14 protein-coding genes are annotated in these 18,038 nt (G+C 74.7%); 10 read left to right on the top strand and 4 right to left on the bottom strand.

Features of this window, described 5'->3' with window-relative positions; genetic code table 11:
- The first annotated feature begins 31 nt into the window (after positions 1-31).
- The 3 genes from AB0D10_RS21300 (at position 32) to AB0D10_RS21290 (ending at position 1,546) form a co-directional block, all read left to right on the top strand.
- Positions 32-505 (top strand): CinA family protein, encoded by a 474-nt coding sequence (locus tag AB0D10_RS21300; protein ID WP_360258508.1) that lies wholly within the window; start codon positions 32-34, stop codon positions 503-505.
- Positions 506-822: 317 nt separating this feature from the next.
- Positions 823-1,191 (top strand): helix-turn-helix transcriptional regulator, encoded by a 369-nt coding sequence (locus AB0D10_RS21295; protein WP_049660741.1) that lies wholly within the window; start codon positions 823-825, stop codon positions 1,189-1,191.
- Positions 1,192-1,246: 55 nt separating this feature from the next.
- Positions 1,247-1,546: a hypothetical protein gene (locus tag AB0D10_RS21290; RefSeq protein WP_360258460.1), complete on the top strand. Its 300-nt coding sequence runs from the start codon at positions 1,247-1,249 to the stop codon at positions 1,544-1,546.
- A 71-nt stretch (positions 1,547-1,617) separates the two neighbouring features.
- Here AB0D10_RS21290 and AB0D10_RS21285 read toward each other — a convergent pair whose 3' ends face one another.
- The gene (locus AB0D10_RS21285) at positions 1,618-6,330 is read right to left on the bottom strand and encodes an ATP-dependent helicase (RefSeq protein ID WP_360258458.1); all 4,713 of its coding nucleotides are present in this window, start codon (positions 6,328-6,330) and stop codon (positions 1,618-1,620) included.
- A 214-nt stretch (positions 6,331-6,544) separates the two neighbouring features.
- Between AB0D10_RS21285 and AB0D10_RS21280 the strand changes: the two genes are divergently transcribed.
- From AB0D10_RS21280 to rny, 7 genes are all read left to right on the top strand, one after another.
- A complete protein-coding gene (locus AB0D10_RS21280) occupies positions 6,545-8,092 on the top strand; it encodes a S8 family serine peptidase (RefSeq protein WP_360258456.1) in 1,548 nt (515 codons plus the stop codon).
- A gap of 66 nt (positions 8,093-8,158) precedes the next feature.
- The gene (locus AB0D10_RS21275) at positions 8,159-8,764 is read left to right on the top strand and encodes a GNAT family N-acetyltransferase (protein ID WP_360258454.1); all 606 of its coding nucleotides are present in this window, start codon (positions 8,159-8,161) and stop codon (positions 8,762-8,764) included.
- Positions 8,761-8,955 (top strand): DUF3046 domain-containing protein, encoded by a 195-nt coding sequence (locus AB0D10_RS21270; RefSeq protein ID WP_360258452.1) that lies wholly within the window; start codon positions 8,761-8,763, stop codon positions 8,953-8,955. The genes AB0D10_RS21275 and AB0D10_RS21270 overlap by 4 nt, the downstream gene beginning before the upstream one ends.
- A 157-nt stretch (positions 8,956-9,112) precedes the next feature.
- A complete protein-coding gene (locus AB0D10_RS21265; RefSeq protein WP_360258506.1) occupies positions 9,113-10,246 on the top strand; it encodes an AI-2E family transporter in 1,134 nt (377 codons plus the stop codon).
- Positions 10,247-10,442: 196 nt separating this feature from the next.
- Positions 10,443-11,561 (top strand): recombinase RecA, encoded by a 1,119-nt coding sequence (gene recA, locus AB0D10_RS21260; protein WP_360258450.1) that lies wholly within the window; start codon positions 10,443-10,445, stop codon positions 11,559-11,561.
- A gap of 445 nt (positions 11,562-12,006) precedes the next feature.
- On the top strand, positions 12,007-12,705 hold the full coding sequence (gene recX / locus AB0D10_RS21255) for a recombination regulator RecX (protein WP_360258504.1): 699 nt from the start codon (positions 12,007-12,009) through the stop codon (positions 12,703-12,705).
- Positions 12,706-12,836: 131 nt separating this feature from the next.
- Positions 12,837-14,306 (top strand): ribonuclease Y, encoded by a 1,470-nt coding sequence (gene rny / locus AB0D10_RS21250; protein WP_360258448.1) that lies wholly within the window; start codon positions 12,837-12,839, stop codon positions 14,304-14,306.
- A 264-nt stretch (positions 14,307-14,570) separates the two neighbouring features.
- Here the strand turns inward: rny and AB0D10_RS21245 are convergent, their stop codons facing one another.
- The 3 genes from AB0D10_RS21245 to AB0D10_RS21235 form a co-directional block, all read right to left on the bottom strand.
- Positions 14,571-16,346, bottom strand: a complete 1,776-nt coding sequence (locus AB0D10_RS21245) for an FAD-dependent monooxygenase (protein ID WP_360258446.1) — start codon at positions 16,344-16,346, stop codon at positions 14,571-14,573.
- Between the two features lie 122 nt (positions 16,347-16,468).
- A complete protein-coding gene (locus tag AB0D10_RS21240; RefSeq protein ID WP_360258444.1) occupies positions 16,469-17,317 on the bottom strand; it encodes an amino acid ABC transporter permease in 849 nt (282 codons plus the stop codon).
- Positions 17,314-17,964 carry an amino acid ABC transporter permease gene (locus AB0D10_RS21235; RefSeq protein ID WP_360258442.1) on the bottom strand — a complete coding sequence of 217 codons (651 nt, stop codon included), beginning with the start codon at positions 17,962-17,964 and terminating at the stop codon, positions 17,314-17,316. The genes AB0D10_RS21240 and AB0D10_RS21235 overlap by 4 nt, the downstream gene beginning before the upstream one ends.
- Between the last annotated feature and the right edge of the window lie 74 nt (positions 17,965-18,038).

Genomic DNA, 18,038 nt, shown 5'->3' with positions numbered 1-18,038 from the left:
GGGGAGACGGGTGGCGGAGCACGACTACCGGCTGGCCGAGCGGGCGCACGCCGCGCTGAGGGCCGAGGGCGGCACGCTGGCCGTCGCCGAGTCGCTGACCGGCGGCCTGCTGGCCGCCGCGCTGGTGGACGTCCCCGGGGCGTCCGCGACCTTCCGCGGCTCGGTCACCGCGTACGCGACCGAGCTGAAGGCCTCCGTGCTCGGGGTGGACGAGGGACTGCTGGACGTGCACGGGCCGGTCCACCCGGTGGTGGCCCGGCAGATGGCCGAGGGCGTGCGCGGACTGCTCGGGGCCACGTACGGGCTCGCGACGACCGGGGTGGCCGGTCCGGACCCGCAGGACGGGCAGCCGGTGGGCACCGTACACCTGGCGGTCGCCGGCCCGGGCGGAACTCTGGTCAGTTCGCCCCTGCTGTCGGGAGGGCGTGCCACAATCCGTCACGGAGCGGTGACCGCCGCACTCGAGCTCCTCGTCGGCCGGCTCGCACCACGACCCGCACGATGACGGGCCGCTCCGACGGATCTCCACCGAACCGAGACCTGCCGATCTGGCGCCCGGGTATGGCACAGCTGGAGGATCGTGTTACATCCAACGGCCTGGTTGGGCAGAAACCAGGTGGCGAACGAGTTGCGTGACGGTGGCCGGGTGGCCCGAGTCGGGTACCACGAGGGGCCCGCGAACCCGGGTAGGACACCGGAACGAGGAGGGGGACAGCCTTGCAGCCCAGAGTGAACACGACCAGGGTCCCCGCACGCGAAGCGGGCAAGGCGGTACGGTGGGGTCGTGACATCTCGATCCGCAGTCCGAGGAGGGAGGCACCGATGATCCTGCTCCGTCGCCTACTGGGCGATGTACTGCGTCGGCAGCGCCAGCGCCAGGGCCGCACACTCCGCGAGGTGTCGGCGGCCGCCAGGGTTTCGCTCGGGTACCTCTCCGAGGTCGAGCGGGGACAGAAGGAGGCCTCTTCGGAGTTGCTCTCCGCCATCTGCGACGCACTCGACGTCCGGATGTCCGAGGTCATGCGCGAGGTCAGCGACGAACTGTCGCTCGCCGAACTTGCGGCGATGGCCACCCTCTCCGAAGGTGATCTGCTGAGGCCGGTACTCGAACCGGTTCCGCTGCCCGCCCCCGGCACCGACCGGGCGAACATGTCGCCCAAGGCCGCCGCGATGGACGTGGTCGCCGCCTGATCCCGGCCTCGACTCCCGGGCGCCCCCGCCCGGAGCGAGCGAAGGGAGCGCGGTCGTGCGGACAGACGCGATGGTGCGCCCGGTGGCCCGAATACGGGCCCGGGCGCGGCTGTTGCTCCGGGCACGGCGTCCGGTGCGGTGGGTCCTGGCGGCAGTGGCGGCCGGGCTCGCCTGGTGGCTCCTGGTCGTCCGCGGACAACTGGCCGACGGCGCGGCGCTGGGGCTGCTCGCGGCCGGAGGCTGGGGGCTCGGTCTCATCCCGGTCCATGCCGACCGGAACGCGACCGGACCCGTCCGTCGCCCGGGCGCGGAGGCGGTACGACCGGTGGAGGCACAGCCGCCACCGATCGGATGATTCGACGTGAGGAGGCCGCGGGGTCCACGACCCCGCGGCCTCCACCACGTCCGGGCGCATGCGGCGCCGGCCTACGGGCGCAGGCGCAGTCCGCGCGGGGTGGCGTGGAAACCGGCCTCCTCCAGCGCTCGGCCGAGGTCCGAGCCGAGGGCGGGCTCCCCGTTGGCCCGCTCCACCGTGACGGTGCCGAGCACGCCCCCGCGGACCGCGGCGGCCAGCGCGCCGGCCGCGAGCGTCAGCGTCGGCCCGACCTCCGGCCAGGCCAGCAGTGACTTGCCGCCGCGCTCGACGTACAGCGCCAGCTCGCCGTCCACCAGGACCACCAGGGCGCCGGCCTTGCGGCCCGGGCGGTGGGCCGTGGACTCCTTGCCGGCGGGGGCGGCGGGCGGCTCCGGCCACGGCAGGGCGGCGCCGTACGCGTTCGCCGGGTCGGCGGCGGCCAGCACCAGCGCCTGCGGCGGCTCGGCGGCCGGGGCGGCCGGCCACTCGGCGGCCCGGGCCCGCTCCAGCCGGCCGTTGACCGAGCGCAACCGGTCGGCCGCGCCCTCCATGGCGAACTGGGCGCCGCCGAGGCCCTCGACGAAGTAGCCCCGGCGGGCCCGGCCGCGCTCCTCCATCGCGGCCAGCACCCGGTAGACCCCGGCGAAGCCGCCGGGCACCCGCTCGGCCGCCACAGTGCCCCGGGTGAGCAGGCCGTGCCGGTCCAGCAGGCTCTGTGCCTGGGCGGTGGCCCGGACCGTCGGGTCGGCGCCCAGGGCCGGCAGCAGCGACCAGCGCCCGGCCACCGTCGGCGGGCCGCTGCGCTGGGCGCCGCCGACCCGTCCGAAGGCGCGGCCGGCGCCGCCGTAGCGGCCCCGCGGGGTGGCCCGGGGAGCGCGGTGGGCGGTCGCGCCCGCCGTCCGGCCCGAGCCGAGCAGGGCGCGCAGCGGGGCGAGGGTGTCGTTGGTGACGTAGCCGGCCCAGACCAGGTCCCAGAGGGCCTCGACGACCTCGGGCTCCGGGGTCTCCTCCGGGAGCTGCTGGACGAGCTGGCGGAAGAACAGGCCGTAGCCGCCCGCCAGCGCCGACATCAGGGCACTGTGCAGCGGGGTGAGCGCGGGCGGGACGGGCTCGGGGCGCAGCAGGTGGGCGTTCTCGGCGAGGTGGAGGCTGAGCCAGCCGTCCTTGCCGGGCAGCGCGCCGGCCCCGCACCAGCCGATCTCCCCGGCCGCCGTCAACTCGTCCAGCAGACCGGGGGAGTAGTCGGCGAGGCGGGCCGGGAGGACCAGCTTCTCCAGGGCGGAGGCGGGCAGCGCGGCGCCCTGCAACTGCTCGACCACCCGGAGCAGACCGTCCGGACCGCGCAGCCGGTGGCCGGCCAGGTGCTGCCACTGCGGGAGGAAGGCGGCCAGGGTGCGCGGCGGGACCGGCTCGGCCTCCTGGCGCAGGGCGGCCAGCGAGCGGCGGCGCAGCCGGCGCAGCACCTCGGCGTCGCACCACTCGGGGGCGGTGTGGTCCTCGGCGGGCCTGAACCGGCCCTGGACCAGGCGGCCGGCGGCGGTGAGGCGGTGCAGGGTGCCGGCGACGACGGCGGTGCCGAGGCCGTGGCGGGCGGCGGCCTCGGCGGCCGTGAACGGGCCGTGGGTGCGGGCGTGGCGGGCGATCAGGTCGCCCAGCGGGTCCTTGACCGGCTCGGTGAACGCCTCGGGCACGCCGACCGGCAGCGGGGTGCCGAGCGCGTCGCGCAGCCGCCCGGCGTCCTCGACCGCGGCCCAGCGCTGCTCGCCGGCGATCCGGACCTGGATCACCCGGCGGGCCGCCTCCAGCTCCAGGGCCCAGAGCGGCTCGGCTCCCCGGGCCGTCAACTCGGCCTCGGTGAGCGGGCCGAGCAGACGCAGGGCGTCCGCGACGCCCTCCGCGTCCTTGACCCGGCGCTCGGGGGTGAGGCGCTGGAGTTCGGCCTCCAGCTCGGCGAGCACCTGCGGGTCGAGGAGTTCGCTGAGCTCCGCCTGGCCGAGGAGTTCGGACAACAGGCGGGAGTCGAGGGACAGCGCGGCGGCGCGGCGCTCGGCGAGCGGGGAGTCGCCCTCGTAGAGGAACTGGGCGACGTAGCCGAACAGCAGCGAGCGGGCGAAGGGCGAGGGCTCGGCGGTGGTGACCTCGACCAGGCGGACGGCGCGGGATTCGAGGTCGCCCATCAGCTCGACCAGGCCGGGGACGTCGAAGACGTCCTGCAGGCAGTCCCGGACGGCCTCCAGGACGATCGGGAACGAGCCGTACTCGGAGGCGACTTCGAGCAGTTGGGCGGCGCGCTGGCGCTGCTGCCACAGCGGGGTGCGGCGGCCGGGGCTGCGGCGCGGCAGCAGCAGGGCGCGGCCCGCGCACTCGCGGAACCGGGAGGCGAACAGGGCGGAGCCGCCGACCTGCTCGGTCACCAGCTGCTCGATCTCGCCGGGGTCGAACAGGGCGGCGTCGGCGCCGACCGGGGCCTCGTCCGGAGCCTGGCCCGGGTGTGCGGACGGGCCGGCGAAGTCGAAGTCGGGGGCGAGCAGGTCGGCGTCGGGCAGGCGGAGCACGATGCCGTCGTCGGCGTGCATGACCTGGGGGTCCAGTCCGTGCTTCTCGCGCAGCCGGGCGCCCAGCGCGAGCGCCCAGGGGGCGTGCACCTGGGCGCCGAAGGGGGAGTGGATGACGATCCGCCAGTCGCCGAGTTCGTCGCGGAAGCGTTCGACCACGATGGTGCGGTCGTCCGGGAGGTGGCCGCAGGCGGTGCGCTGTTCGGCGAGGTAGTCGAGCAGGTTGGCGGCGGCCCAGTCGTCCAGACCGGCCCGCTTGAGGCGCTCGGTGGCGGCCTCGGGCCGGAGGGCGCCCAGCTCGCGGGTGAACGCGCCGAGGGCGCGGCCGAGTTCGAGCGGGCGGCCGAGGGCGTCGCCCTTCCAGAACGGGAGCCGGCCGGGGACCCCGGGGGCGGGCGTCACGAGCACCTTGTCGTGGGTGATGTCCTCGATCCGCCAGGAGGTGGTGCCCAGGGTGAAGACGTCGCCGACGCGGGACTCGTAGACCATCTCCTCGTCGAGCTCGCCCACCCGTCGCCCGCCACCGCCCTTCCCCGGCTTCGAACCGGAGTCGGTGGTGCCCGCGATGAAGACGCCGAAGAGGCCGCGGTCGGGGATGGTGCCGCCGGAGGTGACGGCCAGCCGCTGGGCGCCGGGCCGGCCGGTCACGGTGCCCGCCACCCGGTCCCACACCACGCGGGGGCGCAGCTCGGCGAAGGCGTCCGAGGGGTAGCGGCCGGCCAGCATGTCGAGCACGGCCTCGAAGGCGGACTGCGGGAGCGTCGCGAAGGGGGCGGCGCGGCGGACCACGGTGAGCAACTCGTCCACCGGCCAGGTGTCCAGGGCCGTCATCGCGACCAGCTGCTGGGCGAGCACGTCCAGCGGGTTGCGCGGGACGCGCAGCGCCTCGATCCGGCCGTCCCGCATCCGTTCGGTGACCACGGCGGACTGGACGAGGTCGCCCCGGTACTTGGGGAAGAAGACGCCGGTGGAGACGGCGCCGACCTGGTGCCCGGCGCGGCCGACCCGCTGCAGGCCGGAGGCGACGGAGGGCGGCGACTCGACCTGGACGACCAGTTCGACGGCGCCCATGTCGATGCCCAGCTCCAGGCTGGAGGTGGCGACCACGGCGGGCAGCCGGCCGGCCTTCAGCTCCTCCTCGACCAGCGAGCGCTGTTCCTTGGAGACGGAGCCGTGGTGGGCCCGGGCGATGACCGCGGGAGCGCCCTTGGCGGCGCCCGAGCCGCCCATCAGCTGGGCCGGGGCGTGCGCGGCGGGGACGGCGGTGCCGGTGGCGCGCTCGTGGGCGATCTCGTTCAGCCGGTTGCACAGGCGCTCGGCGAGGCGGCGGGAGTTGGCGAAGACGATGGTCGAGCGGTGCGCCTCGACCAGGTCGACGATCCGCTCCTCGACGTGCGGCCAGATCGAGGCCTTCCGCTGCGGGTCGCTGTCGGCGGCGCTGCCGGCGGCCGGGGCGGCGGGCAGGTCGTCCAGGTCGGGGACCGGGACGACCACGGAGAGGTCGAAGTCCTTGGCGGCGGGCGGCTGGACGACGACGGCACCGCGCTGCGGGCTGAGGAAGCGGGCGACCTCCTCGACCGGGCGGACCGTCGCGGAAAGGCCGATCCGCCGGGCCGGGCGGTCCAGCAGTTCGTCGAGCCGCTCCAGGGTGAGTGCGAGGTGGGCGCCGCGCTTGGTGCCGGCGACCGCGTGCACCTCGTCGAGGATCACCGTGTCCACGCCGCGCAGCGCCTCCCGGGCGGCGGAGGTGAGCAGCAGGAACAGCGATTCGGGGGTGGTGATCAGGATGTCGGGCGGGTGGGTCGCGAAGCGGCGGCGGTCGGCGGCCGGGGTGTCCCCGGAGCGAATGGCGACCTGGACCTCCGGCTCGGGCAGGCCAAGCCGGACCGCGGCCTGGCGCAGGCCGGCCAGGGGGGCGCGCAGGTTCCGTTCGACGTCCACCGCGAGGGCCTTCAGCGGTGATACGTAGAGGACCCGGCAGCGGCGCCTGGGCTCGGTCGGGGGCGGGGTGCTGCTGAGCCGGTCGAGTGCGGAGAGGAAGGCGGCGAGCGTCTTGCCGGAGCCGGTGGGGGCGACGACCAGGACGTCCGTCCCCCGTCCGATCGCGCGCCAGGCCTCGGCCTGGGCGGGGGTGGGGGCGGAGAAGGCGCCGGTGAACCAGGCCCGGGTGGTGGGGGCGAAGCCGGCCAGGGGGTCGTCGGCGGGCGGGGTCGGGTGCTGGGGCGCCATGCCCCCATGGTGCCGGGTGGGACCGACAACCGGGCGCTGGCGGTGCGGTGCGGGGCGGGCGGTGGGGCGTGCGCGCGGCGGGTGGCAGGGGGTGTACGCGGCGGGTGGCGTGGGGTGCACGCCGAAGAGCAGAAACGACAATCCGCTCATATGGTGAGGAATCGGAAGCATGATCCACCCGTGACCCACCGGACCGACGAGCGGAGGCCGTGCGATGGCGCAGGCGTATCCGTCGGGCAGGCCCGCCCGCGCCGCCCGGCGCCGCCGGGTCGGCGGACCCGCCCGGGCGCTGCTCGCGATGCTGCTCACCGCACTGGTGGTGGGCGGCGCCGTCCCGTACGTCTCCGGGCCCGGGCGCCCCTACCTCAGCTACCTGGTGCTGGCCGAACAGGAGGACGCCACCGGGGCGGCCCGGGCCGGGTCGGAGAGCCGCGCCGCCGGCGGCCAGGTGGTGCAGGAGTACCCGCAGATCGGGGCCGTCCTGGCGTACGCGACCACGGGGTTCGCGGACAGGGTGCGGACCCGGCCCGGGATCACCGCCGCCGGCGCGACCCGGACCGCCCCGGTGGTGGCGCCGCCCAGGGCGGTGGACGGGGCCGGGGACTTCACGGCCGCCGCCGACCGGGGCGGGCACGCCGCCGCCGACCACGCCGGTGCCGACCGGGGGGACGGCGAAACCACCACCGTGCCCGACCCGGCCGAGGGCGGCGCCTGGAACCTCGCCATGCTCGGCGCGACCGCCCCCAGGGCCGGGGACGCCTCCACGGCGCCGGCCGGCGCCCCCGCGATCGGCGTGCCCGACCCCGGGACGCTGCACCGGGTGCTGGTCGCCGTGCTGGACTCCGGCGTGGACGACTCCCACCCGGACCTGCGCGCCGCCGTCGACCCGAAGGCCTCCGCCTCCTGCGCCGACGGCCGGCCCGACTCCCGGACCGGCGCCTGGCGGCCCGACCCCGGAGTGGGCGAGAGCGGCCACGGCACCCACGTGGCCGGGATCGTCGGCGCCGCCCGGGACGGCCGCGGCGTCACCGGGGTAGCGCCCGGCGTGCGGATCGGCGCCGTCCGGCTGCTCGGGCCGCTCGGGCAGTACTACGCCGAGAACATCGTCTGCGGGCTGCTCTGGGCCGCCGACCACGGCGCCAAGGCGATCAACAACAGCTACTTCGCCGACCCTTGGAAGTACAACTGCCCCGAGGACCGGGACCAGGCCGCGCTGATCGCCGCCGTCGACCGGGCCGCCGAGTACGCCCGGCGCAAGGGCGCGGTGGTGGTCGCCTCGGCGGGCAACGACGCGCAGGACCTCGGCGCCCCCCGGACCGACGAGCGCAGCCCCAACGACCGGGTCTCCGGACCCCCGCAGACCCGCTTCCTGGGCACCGAGTGCGTCCGGCTGCCCGGCGAACTGCCCGGCGTCGTCACCGTCACCGCCGTCGACCGGGACCGCCACCCGTCCGGCTACTCCAACTACGGACGCGGCAGGGTCTCGCTGGCCGCCCCCGGCGGCGACCCGGACGGCGGCCCGCAGGGCGCGGTCGTCTCGGACTGGCCCGGCGGGCAGTACGCGGCGCTGGCCGGCACCTCGATGGCGGCCGCGCACGTGAGCGGTGCGGTCGCGGTGGCGGCGGCGCTGCACCCGGACCTCGGCTCGGACGCGCTGGCGGCGCTGCTCGCGAGCACGGCGGCGGCGGGCTGCCCGCCGGGGCCGTACGCCTGCGGGGACCGGCAGTACCTCGGGGCCGGGCTGCTGACGCTGCCGCGGTGAGCCGGGGCGCCGCGCGGGGTGGAAAACCGGGTGACCGGGCGACCGGCGGCAGGTGAGGATCGGGGCATGAGCGATCCGGGCGAGTCCGTGCACCTCACCACCGAGCGGCTGGTGCTGCGCCGCTTCACCCCCGCCGACGTCGACGAGCTCGTCGACCTGGACGGCGACCCCGAGGTGATGCGCCACCTCACCGGCGGGAGGCCGAGCTCCCGGCAGTGGGTCGAGGACACACTGATCCCCTGCTACCTGGAGCACTACCGCCGCTACGGCGACCTCGGCTGGTGGGCCGCGCACGAGCGGGCGGGCGGGGATTTCCTGGGCTGGTTCGAGTTCCGGCCGACGAGGGACGGCGAGCGCGACGAGGTCGAGCTCGGCTACCGGCTGCGCCGGGCCGCGTGGGGGCGCGGGTACGCGACGGAGGGCGTGCGGGCGCTGGTCCGCCGCGGCTTCACCGGGTCGGGCGTCGAGCGGGTGGTGGCGTACACCATGACGGTGAACGCGGCCTCGCGGCGGGTGATGGAGAAGAGCGGGCTCTCGTTCGTCCGCACCTTCCACGAGGACCACCCGGAGACGATCCCCGGCAGCGAGCACGGCGACGTCGAGTACGCGCTGACGGCCGGGCAGTGGCGGGCCCGGGAGGCCGGCGCCGGGTCCGCGATACTTGAGCCATGAGGCTGACCGAGTTCTGGCGACGGATGCACGCGCACTTCGGCGAGGCGTACGCGGAGTCGTTCGCGACCGACCACGTGATGAGCGAGCTCGGCGGGCGGACGGTGAGCCAGGCGCTGGAGGCGGGCTGGGAGGCCAAGGACGTCTGGCGCGTGGTCTGCGAGACCCAGGGGGTCTCGACGCTGCTGCGCTGACCGCCGGGGTCCTCCCGGAATGGGACAGACTGTCCCGGTGACAAGCAGCGCAGAACAGAAGAATTCGGACAGTGCGGTGCGGGTCGCCGACGGTGCGCGGGGCGACGACGCGCGGCGCGGCGAGCGGGGGAGCGGCGGCGTCCTGTGGGGCGGCGGGATGCCGCGCTGGCTCCCCCGGGCGATGGTCCTGTTCCTCGTCCTGGTCGGGCTGTTCCAACTCGCCGACTGGGCCTTCCGCCAGCTGATTGACCTCTTCGTGATGCTGCTGGTGGCCTTCTTCCTCTCGCTCGCGCTGGAGCCCGCCGTCGACCGGATGGCGGCGCGCGGGGTGCGCCGGGGGGTCGGCACCTTCCTGGTGTTCGTCGCGGTCGGGGTCGCGGTGCTCGGCTTCCTCGCGGCCCTCGGCACGCTGCTGGTCGACCAGGTGGCGAAGATCGCCGAGGACCTGCCGCACCTGGTGGACAACCTGATCGGCTGGATCAACCGGACCTTCCACCAGGACCTGTCGCTGGGGCAACTTCAGAAGAAGCTGCTCAAGGACTCCGGCACCATCGAGAACTACGCCCAGCAGGCCGCCGACAACGTCTGGGGCGTCTCCTCCACCGTCATCGGCGGGCTCTTCCAGGCCTTCACGGTCGGGCTGTTCACCTTCTACTTCACCGCCGAGGGCCCGCGGGTGCGCCGGACGGTCTGTTCGGTGCTGCCGCCCGCCAAGCAGGGAGAGGTGCTGCGGGCCTGGGAGATCGCGCTCGCCAAGACCGGCGGCTACCTGTACTCCCGCGCGCTGCTCGCGGTGGTGTCGGCCGCCGGGCACTGGGTGATGTTCGCGCTGCTGGACCTGCCGTACTCGGTGGCGCTGGCGATCTGGGTGGGCGTCATGTCGCAGTTCGTGCCGACCATCGGGACGTACCTGGCCGGGGCGCTGCCGGTGCTGGTGGCGCTCACCGTGGAGCCGGTGGACGCGCTCTGGGTGCTGGTCTTCGTGGTGTTCTACCAGCAGGTCGAGAACTACCTGCTGCACCCGAGGATCACCGCGCGGACGGTGGACGTGCACCCTGCGGTGGCCTTCGGCGCGGTGATCGCGGGCGCGGCCCTGCTCGGCGCGGTGGGCGCGCTGATCGCGATCCCGGCGGCGGCGACCCTGCAGGGCTTCGTCGGGACGTACGTGCGGCGCTACGAGGTGGCCACCGACCCCCGGATCGACCGGGGCGAGCAGCGGCGGGCCCGGCGGGAGCTGCGCCGGGAGGCGGCGCGGCGACTGCGGCGGATGGTCGGCGGGGACGGGGAGTGAGACCGGGGGCGTCGCCCCGGGTCCGGACCCGGGGCGGCACCGCCAGGACGTGCGAGGCTTGAATCGAACAAATGTTCTTTGTACTCTCCGGCGAAGAGTTTTCCACAGGGCGAGCCTGGTGGGGCTCGTTTGTCAGTGGGACGCGCTAGCGTCGATGACGATGAAGCGCACAGCACAGAACCCGAGGGAAAAAGTCATGGCAGGTACGGACCGCGAGAAGGCCCTGGAGACCGCGCTCGCCCAGATCGAGCGGCAGTTCGGCAAGGGCTCGGTGATGCGCCTCGGCGAGAAGGCCAACGAGCCCGTCGAGGTGATCTCCACCGGGTCGACCGCCCTGGACGTCGCCCTCGGGGTCGGCGGCATCCCGCGCGGCCGAGTGATCGAGATCTACGGCCCCGAGTCCTCCGGCAAGACCACGCTGACCCTGCACCTGGCGGCCAACGCCCAGCGGGCCGGCGGCACGGTCGCCTTCGTCGACGCGGAGCACGCGCTCGACCCGGAGTACGCCAAGAAGCTCGGCGTGGACACCGACGCCCTGCTGGTCAGCCAGCCGGACACCGGTGAGCAGGCCCTGGAGATCACCGACATGCTGATCCGCTCCGGCGCGATCGACCTGGTGATCATCGACTCGGTCGCGGCGCTCGTTCCGCGCGCCGAGATCGAGGGCGAGATGGGTGACTCGCACGTCGGTCTGCAGGCCCGTCTGATGAGCCAGGCGCTGCGCAAGATCGCCGGTGCGCTGAACCAGTCGAACACCACCGCGATCTTCATCAACCAGCTGCGCGAGAAGATCGGCGTGATGTTCGGTTCGCCGGAGACCACGACCGGTGGCCGGGCGCTGAAGTTCTACGCCTCGGTCCGACTGGACATCCGCCGGATCGAGACCCTGAAGGACGGCACCGAGGCGGTCGGCAACCGCACCCGCGTCAAGGTGGTCAAGAACAAGGTCGCCGCGCCGTTCAAGCAGGCCGAGTTCGACATCCTCTACGGCATCGGCATCAGCCGCGAGGGCGGCCTGATCGACATGGGCGTCGAGCACGGCTTCATCCGCAAGTCGGGCGCCTGGTACACCTACGAGGGCGACCAGCTCGGCCAGGGCAAGGAGAACGCCCGCAACTTCCTGCGGGACAACCCGCAGCTCGCCGACGAGATCGAGCGGAAGATCAAGGGCAAGCTCGGCATCGGCCCGAAGACCGAGGAGCCGGCCCAGGGCGAGGCGGACACCGCCGCCGCCGCCGACGGCGCCGCGAAGCCGATCACCGCGACCGTCGCCAAGACGGCCGCGGCGAAGAAGACGGCGGCGGCCAAGGCCTGAGCCGTTGACGCAGCACGACACGGTGGGCGGCGGCCCGGCAGGCCCGGAGGACGACGACCACGGGCCGCCGGACTGGTTCGCCGCGGTCGCGGAGGAGCCGGAGCACGCGCCGGAGCCTCCCGCGCCGTCGCGCTCCGGCCGGGGGCGCCGGGAGCGCCCGTCCACCGCGCAGAGGACATCCGGCCGGGAGCCGGAGTTCGACCGGGCCCCGGTCCGGGCGGTGCGCGGCGCGGCGCCCGGACCGGGACCGGCGGAAGCCTCGGCCGAGGCGCTCGGACTGGTCTCCGCCTCCGAGCTGCCGACCGGTCGGCGTCGTCGGCGCTCGGCCCTGGCGGCCGAGGAGCCGGGAGCGGGCCTGACCGACTCCCTGCGGGCCTCCCCGTCGGCTTCCCCTCCGGCGACGGCGCACGGCTGGGGCGAGGCCGAGGCGGCCGGTCACGGGGGTGTGGCCGCCTCGACCCCCGGCTCCGGCGCGCGCCGGAGCCGCACCCGGCGCGGACGTTCCGCCGAGGGCCCGTCGGGCGAGGGTCCGTCGGAGGAGGGCCTGTCGGGCGAGCGGCTCTCCCGTGGAGAGCGCTCCGGTGCGGGGCTCTTCGACACGGACGACAGCGCCGGCCGCAGGTCCCGGAAGAAGCAGGCCGAGGAGTCGGTCGATCCGGAGACCCGCGCCCGGGACATCTGCCTGCGGCTGCTGACCGGCGCCGCCAAGACCCGCAAGCAACTCGCAGACGCCCTGCGCAAGCGGGAGATCCCGGACGAGGTCGCCGACGAGGTGCTCACCCGGCTCGAAGAGGTCGGGCTGATCGACGACGCGTCCTTCGCGACGGCCTGGGTGGAGTCCCGGCACGCCGTCCGCGGCCTGTCCCGGCGGGCGCTGGCCCAGGAACTGCGGACCAAGGGAGTGGCCGCCGACCTCGTCGAGCAGGCCGTCGCCCAGGTCGACCACGACGACGAGTCGGACGCGGCGCGGGCGCTGGTCGAGCGCAAGCTGCGGTCCACCCGGGGGCTGGACCGGCAGGTCCGCACCCGGCGGCTGGTCGGGATGCTGGCCCGGCGCGGCTACTCGGAGGGGCTGGCGTTCCGGGTGGTGCGCGCCGCCCTGGACGAGGAGACGGGGGAACCGTCGGAAACCGCGTGGGAGTAGTGCCGGTTTCGTGGGCTTCTTGGTGTGGACCAGGTCAAGTCTTGACCGTTTCGTGACCCCCACCTAGCCTCGCCTTCAGCGCCCGGGCGCCTCCGGACGGCGGCCCGCGCAGTCGACGGGGAGTGGGCGGCATGACGATCTCGGCGGGCGCCGGACCGAGCGGCTCGCTGCTGCCGATCGCCGGTGCGACGGCCGTCCTCCTACTGGTGCTCGGGGTGCTCGCCGGACTGGTGCTCGGACGGATCCGGGCGGCCCGGACCCGTGCGTCGGCCGAGGTCGAACAGGCCCGGCGGCAGGCCGAGGAACAGACCGCCCGGCAGCGCGCCGAACTCGCCCACCGCGAGGAGCAGTTGGCCGGGGAACTGCGCAGGCTCCGCCGCCGTGAGGACGAACTGGCCCGGGGCTCGGCCGCGTTGGAGCGCTCCCGGGGCGAGGCCGAGGAACTGGTCACCCGCCGGGCGGCCGCCCTGGAGCGGGCCGCCGGGCTCTCCGCCGAGCAGGCCCGCGCCGAAGTCCTGCGTGCGGCCGAGGCCTCGGCCCGGCTGGAGGCCGCCGTCACCGTCCGGGAGATCGAGCGCGAGGCCAAGGAGGAGGGCGAGCACCGGGCCCGGTCCATCCTCGCCGGGGCCATCCAGCGGCTGGCGGCGGAGCAGACCGCGGAGACCGCCGTCACCGTCCTCCGACTGCCGAACGAGGACATGAAGGGCCGGATCATCGGCCGCGAGGGCCGCAACATCCGGGCCTTCGAGGCGGTCACCGGGGTGAACCTGATCGTCGACGACACCCCGGAGTCGGTGCAGCTGTCCTGCTTCGACCCAGTCCGCCGGGAGACCGCCCGGCTCACCCTGGAGCAGCTGGTCGAGGACGGTCGGATCCACCCGCCCCGGATCGAACAGCTCCACGAGCGCAGCCGCGCCGAGGTCGAACAGCGCTGCGTCCGGGCCGGTGAGGACGCCCTGCTGGACGCCCGGGTCGGTGCGATGCACCCCGAACTCGTCCGCACCCTGGGCTCGTTGCGTTACCGGGTCTCGTACGGGCAGAACGTGCTCGGCCACCTGCTGGAGTCCGCGCACCTCGCCGGGATGATGGCCGCCGAACTCGGGGTGGACCCGGAGCCGGTGCGCCGCGCCGCGCTGCTGCACGACATCGGCAAGGCGCTCACCCACGAGGTCGAGGGCAGCCACGCGGCGGTCGGCGCCGAACTCGCCCGGCGGTACGGCGAATCCCCGGAGGTGGTGCACGCGATCGCCGCCCACCACAACGAGGTGAAGCCGGACACCGTGACGGCCGTGCTCACCCAGGCCGCGGACGCCTGCTCGGGCGGACGTCCCGGAGCGCGCAAGGAGTCGCTGGAGCTGTACGTCCGCAGGCTGGCGAGGCTGGAGGAGATCGCGCGCTCGCACGAGGGCGTCGCCGACGTCTACGCGATGCAGGCCGGCCGGGAGGTCCGGGTGATGGTCCGCCCGGACGCGGTGGACGACGTCGGCGCGGAGCTGATCGCCCGCGAGGTCGCCCGGCAGGTCTCCGCCGAACTGACCTACCCGGGGCAGATCCGGGTGACCGTGGTCCGCGAGAGCCGGGCCACGGCGGTGGCGGGCTAGGGTCCGTCGTCGAGCCCGCGTCCGCGCGGCGACGCTCCTCCGCCCCGGTCCTCGGCCGGGAGGTACCGCCACCCCGGCCTTCGGCCGGCCCCACCCTCCGCCTTGCGAGGCACGCACGTCAGCGCCGCCCCGCCCGCCCCCCTCGGGCGGACGACGGGGGCTTGACGACGGATTCGAGGGCCTGCCAGGCAAGAGCCGCTGGACAGGCCCTGGCCCTTCGGACCGCCGAGGCCGGGCCGGGGTGCGCCGCTCCGGGGATGCGGCCTAGCTGGGGGAGTCGACCTGCTGCGGCGCGTTCCGGCCGGTGTGCCGGGAGCCGTCCTCGGACTCGGGCTCGGATTCGGGATCGGACTCCGACACGGGCTCGGGTTCCGGGGCCGGGGCGAGGGCGGCTGGGCCGCCGCGGGCGCGGTCGGCGAGGGCGAGGAGGTCCTCGGCGACGGCGCCCTGGGTGACGCCGACCAGGTGGCCGTCGGGGCGGATCAGCAGGACGGTGTGCGGGCCGGCACCCGGGTAGTCCTCGGTGACCAGGACCTCGGCGGGGACCGGCAGGGCGGCGGCGACCTCGGCGAGCCGGGGCATCAGGCCGGCGCCGAGCCAGTGTTCGGAGGACCAGACGGCGGTGCCGGGCGCGACGAGCAGCAGCAGGAAGGTGGCGCCGAGCCGGGCGTGCAGGTGGTCGGGGGAGCCGTCGGCGGCGAGCACCGGCAGGTCCGGGACGAGCACGCCCGGGGCGGTGGCGGGCAGCAGCTCGCTGAGCGAGGTGGTGCCGCGCGCGCCGCGCTGGACCGGGACCCGGCCGGGGACGCCGGAGGGCGCCGCCGGGTAGGCGGGGGCGCCGCCGAAGCGGCCGGAGCCGAGCTGGCCGTCGGCCAGCAGCGGGGCGTGCTTGCGGAAGCCGCCGACCAGTAGCGAGCGGCGGGTCTGCTGCCAGCCGCGGAGCGGGCGCAGCAGTGGCATGGACTGGTCGACGGCGCGGAGCCGGGCGCCGACCGCGCCGCGCCGTTCGGCCTCGTAGCCGTCCAGCAGCGAGCCGCCGGGCTGGGGGCCGCCGGAGTGGAGGTGCCAGGCGAGGGCGAGCCGCCAGGCAAGGTTGTCGGCGTCGCGCAGCCCGTCCGTGAGGTTCTGCATGCCGAGTGCACCGTGCAGGTGGGCGGCGTCGCCGGCCAGGAAGCAGCGGCCGATCCGGAACCGGGCGGCGAGGCGCTGCTGGGCGGTGTGGTCGGCGGCGGCGAGCAGGTCGAAGCGGGGGAGTTCGCCGCACCAGCCGGTGAGGGTGGAGGTGACCCGGGTGAGCAGGGTGTCGCCGGTGACGATGCCGGGCCAGGTGGCGTGCGGGTCGACCGTCTCGGTGGTGGCGGGGCGGCCCGGGGGCAGCCGCCAGTCGAGCCGCCAGACGCCGTCCGGCAGCGGACGGGCGGAGGCCTCGCGGTCGCCGCGCCACGGGGGCTCGCGGTGCAGCCGGGCGCCGTCGAAGGGCAGGTCGACCCGGACGGTGGCGATGGCGTTGCGGTCGACCGCCGGGCGGCCGGGGAAGCGGATCTTCAGGAGTTTGCGGACGGTGGATCTCGCGCCGTCGCAGCCGACCAGGTGGCTGCCGCGCCACCAGGTGCCGGCGCCGCTCTGGGTGCCCGTGGTGCGGATGCTGACGCCGTCCCGGTCCTGTTCGAGTTCGACGACCCGGTGGAGCGGGACCAGTCTGATCAGCGGGGTGCCGGTCAGGGCGTCGCGCAGGCCGCGCTGGAGGCGGTGCTGGGGGAGGTGGAAGGTGGGCGAGTCAGTGAGGTCGATCCGCAGCACTTCCTGGCGGCGCCGCCAAATGGTGAAGGAGTCCCACAGGGCGGAGTCGGAGATGGCCCGGGGGTAGCCGATCCGGGTCAGGAAGGCGGCGGTGTCGGCGCCGATGACGAGGCTGCGGGGGCCTTCGGGGCAGAGCCCGGATCCCTCGTCCAGGACGACGGTCGGGACCTCGTGCCGGGCCAGGGCGAGGGCCAGGGCCAGACCGACCGGTCCGGCCCCGACCACGATCACCGGGTCCATGAGGGGACCTCCGGGCACGAACCGGCCGATGGGCCGGCGTCAGTTACCGCTGCCGCATATGCCGCGTGGATGCTCCCGGGAGGTGTCACGAAGAGCAATGCAACAGTTCACCTGCGTGTGCGTCAAGCAGCAGCTGAAGTGCGCCGGTTCGCGCCGCGACGGCCGCGTGCCTCGATCCAGCGCGCGAGCGCGGTCAGCAGCAGGCACATGGCGATGTAGATCGGGCCGATCACGAGCACCACGGGGATGTAGGGGAAACCGGCGGCGTTGATCGGCTGGCTGGCGATCGCCTTACCGACGAACAGCAGCTCATGGTAGGTGATGATGAAGCCGAGCGAGGTGTCCTTGAGGGTGACGACCAGCTGGCCGATCATCGAAGGCAGCATCGAGCGGACGGCCTGCGGCACCAGGATGGACATCATCACCTGGGTCTTGCGCATGCCGAGCCCGTACGCCGCCTCGCCCTGGCCGCGCGGGACGGCGTTGACGCCGCTGCGGATGATCTCCGCCTGGACCGAGCCGTTGTAGAGGGTGAGCCCCAGCACCAGGGCCCACATCGGATCCTTGGCGAAGAAGGCGTAGTAGAGCGCGACGATCAGGATCAGCAGCGGCATCGCCCGGAAGAACTGGACGATGCTGACGCAGAGCCAGCGGACCGGCCTGCGGTCGGAGAGCTGACCGGCGGCCAGCAGCGCGCCGAGGGTCAGCGAGAACAGTGCCGCCAGGCCGAAGGCCTCCAGGGTGGACAGCAGGCCGTCCAGGATGCGCTGCTGGACGGTGTTGTACTGGAACGCGTCCCACATGCCGGCGTCGAACTGGCCGTTGTCGGCGAGCGCGGTGACGACGTACCAGAGGAGACCGGCGACGCCGATCAGGGAGAGGACGCCGAACAGGCGGTAGCGGGCGCGGGCCCTGGGGCCGGGGGTGTCGTAGAGGACACTGGCCGCCGCGGGGCGGTTGAAGATGGTCATCGGGCCACCGCCAGTCGGGATTCCAGGAAGCGGAAGAGCGTGGCGACCGTCGCACTGATCAGCAGGTAGGCGCAGGCCACCCAGAAGAAGATCGCGAAGATCGAGTAGCCGCGCTCGGAGAAGGTCTGCTGGGCGCTGTACAGCTCGGGGACGCTGAACGCGCCGGCGATCGCCGAGTTCCTCGGCAGCGCGATGAACACGCTGCTCATCGGGGCCAGGACGGTCCGCGCGGCCTGCGGCAGGACGACCATGGTGAGGGTCTGGCCGAAGGTCATGCCGAGGCTGCGGGCGGCCTCCGCCTGGCCGAGCGGCACGGTGTTGATGCCGGAGCGGATCACCTCGCAGACGAACGAGGCGGTGTACCCGCCGAGCGCCAGTACCGCGAACACCAGGTGGCTGAAGTGCACGCCGAGCGGCGGCAGGCCGAAGGTGACGGCGAAGAACAGCAGCGTCAGCGGGGTGTTGCGGAAGAGCGTCACCCAGGTGGTGCCGAAAGCGCGCAGGACCGGCACCGGGGAGACCCGGAAGGCCGCCAGCAGGGTGCCCAGCAGCAGGGCGAGCAGGGCGCTGAGGGCGCTCAGCTCGATCGTCTGCAGGAAGCCGTCTCGGAACAACGCGAAGTTGTCGTCCTCGAACAGGAACCCCATCCGGCGGCCCTCCTCTCAATCAGGGTCGGGAATGTCGATCAGGGAATGTCGATCAGAAGGTGTCGGTCGGCGTT

This window comes from Kitasatospora sp. NPDC048545, from assembly GCF_040651155.1.
Lineage (GTDB): Bacteria > Actinomycetota > Actinomycetes > Streptomycetales > Streptomycetaceae > Kitasatospora.
The sequence above is the reverse complement of the archived record's forward strand: the minus strand, read 5'-3'. Positions and strand labels throughout refer to the sequence as shown.

What these genes read in the sequence shown, in the direction of transcription:
- AB0D10_RS21245 (WP_360258446.1), bottom strand. Translation starts at nt 16,346, where the DNA reads ATGGACCCGGTGATCGTGGTCGGGGCCGGACCGGTCGGTCTGGCCCTG.
- AB0D10_RS21240 (WP_360258444.1), bottom strand. Translation starts at nt 17,317, where the DNA reads ATGACCATCTTCAACCGCCCCGCGGCGGCCAGTGTCCTCTACGACACC.
- AB0D10_RS21265 (WP_360258506.1), top strand. Translation starts at nt 9,113, where the DNA reads ATGCCGCGCTGGCTCCCCCGGGCGATGGTCCTGTTCCTCGTCCTGGTC.
- AB0D10_RS21280 (WP_360258456.1), top strand. Translation starts at nt 6,545, where the DNA reads ATGGCGCAGGCGTATCCGTCGGGCAGGCCCGCCCGCGCCGCCCGGCGC.
- AB0D10_RS21295 (WP_049660741.1), top strand. Translation starts at nt 823, where the DNA reads ATGATCCTGCTCCGTCGCCTACTGGGCGATGTACTGCGTCGGCAGCGC.
- recA (WP_360258450.1), top strand. Translation starts at nt 10,443, where the DNA reads ATGGCAGGTACGGACCGCGAGAAGGCCCTGGAGACCGCGCTCGCCCAG.
- AB0D10_RS21285 (WP_360258458.1), bottom strand. Translation starts at nt 6,330, where the DNA reads ATGGCGCCCCAGCACCCGACCCCGCCCGCCGACGACCCCCTGGCCGGC.
- AB0D10_RS21275 (WP_360258454.1), top strand. Translation starts at nt 8,159, where the DNA reads ATGAGCGATCCGGGCGAGTCCGTGCACCTCACCACCGAGCGGCTGGTG.
- AB0D10_RS21270 (WP_360258452.1), top strand. Translation starts at nt 8,761, where the DNA reads ATGAGGCTGACCGAGTTCTGGCGACGGATGCACGCGCACTTCGGCGAG.
- rny (WP_360258448.1), top strand. Translation starts at nt 12,837, where the DNA reads ATGACGATCTCGGCGGGCGCCGGACCGAGCGGCTCGCTGCTGCCGATC.
- AB0D10_RS21235 (WP_360258442.1), bottom strand. Translation starts at nt 17,964, where the DNA reads ATGGGGTTCCTGTTCGAGGACGACAACTTCGCGTTGTTCCGAGACGGC.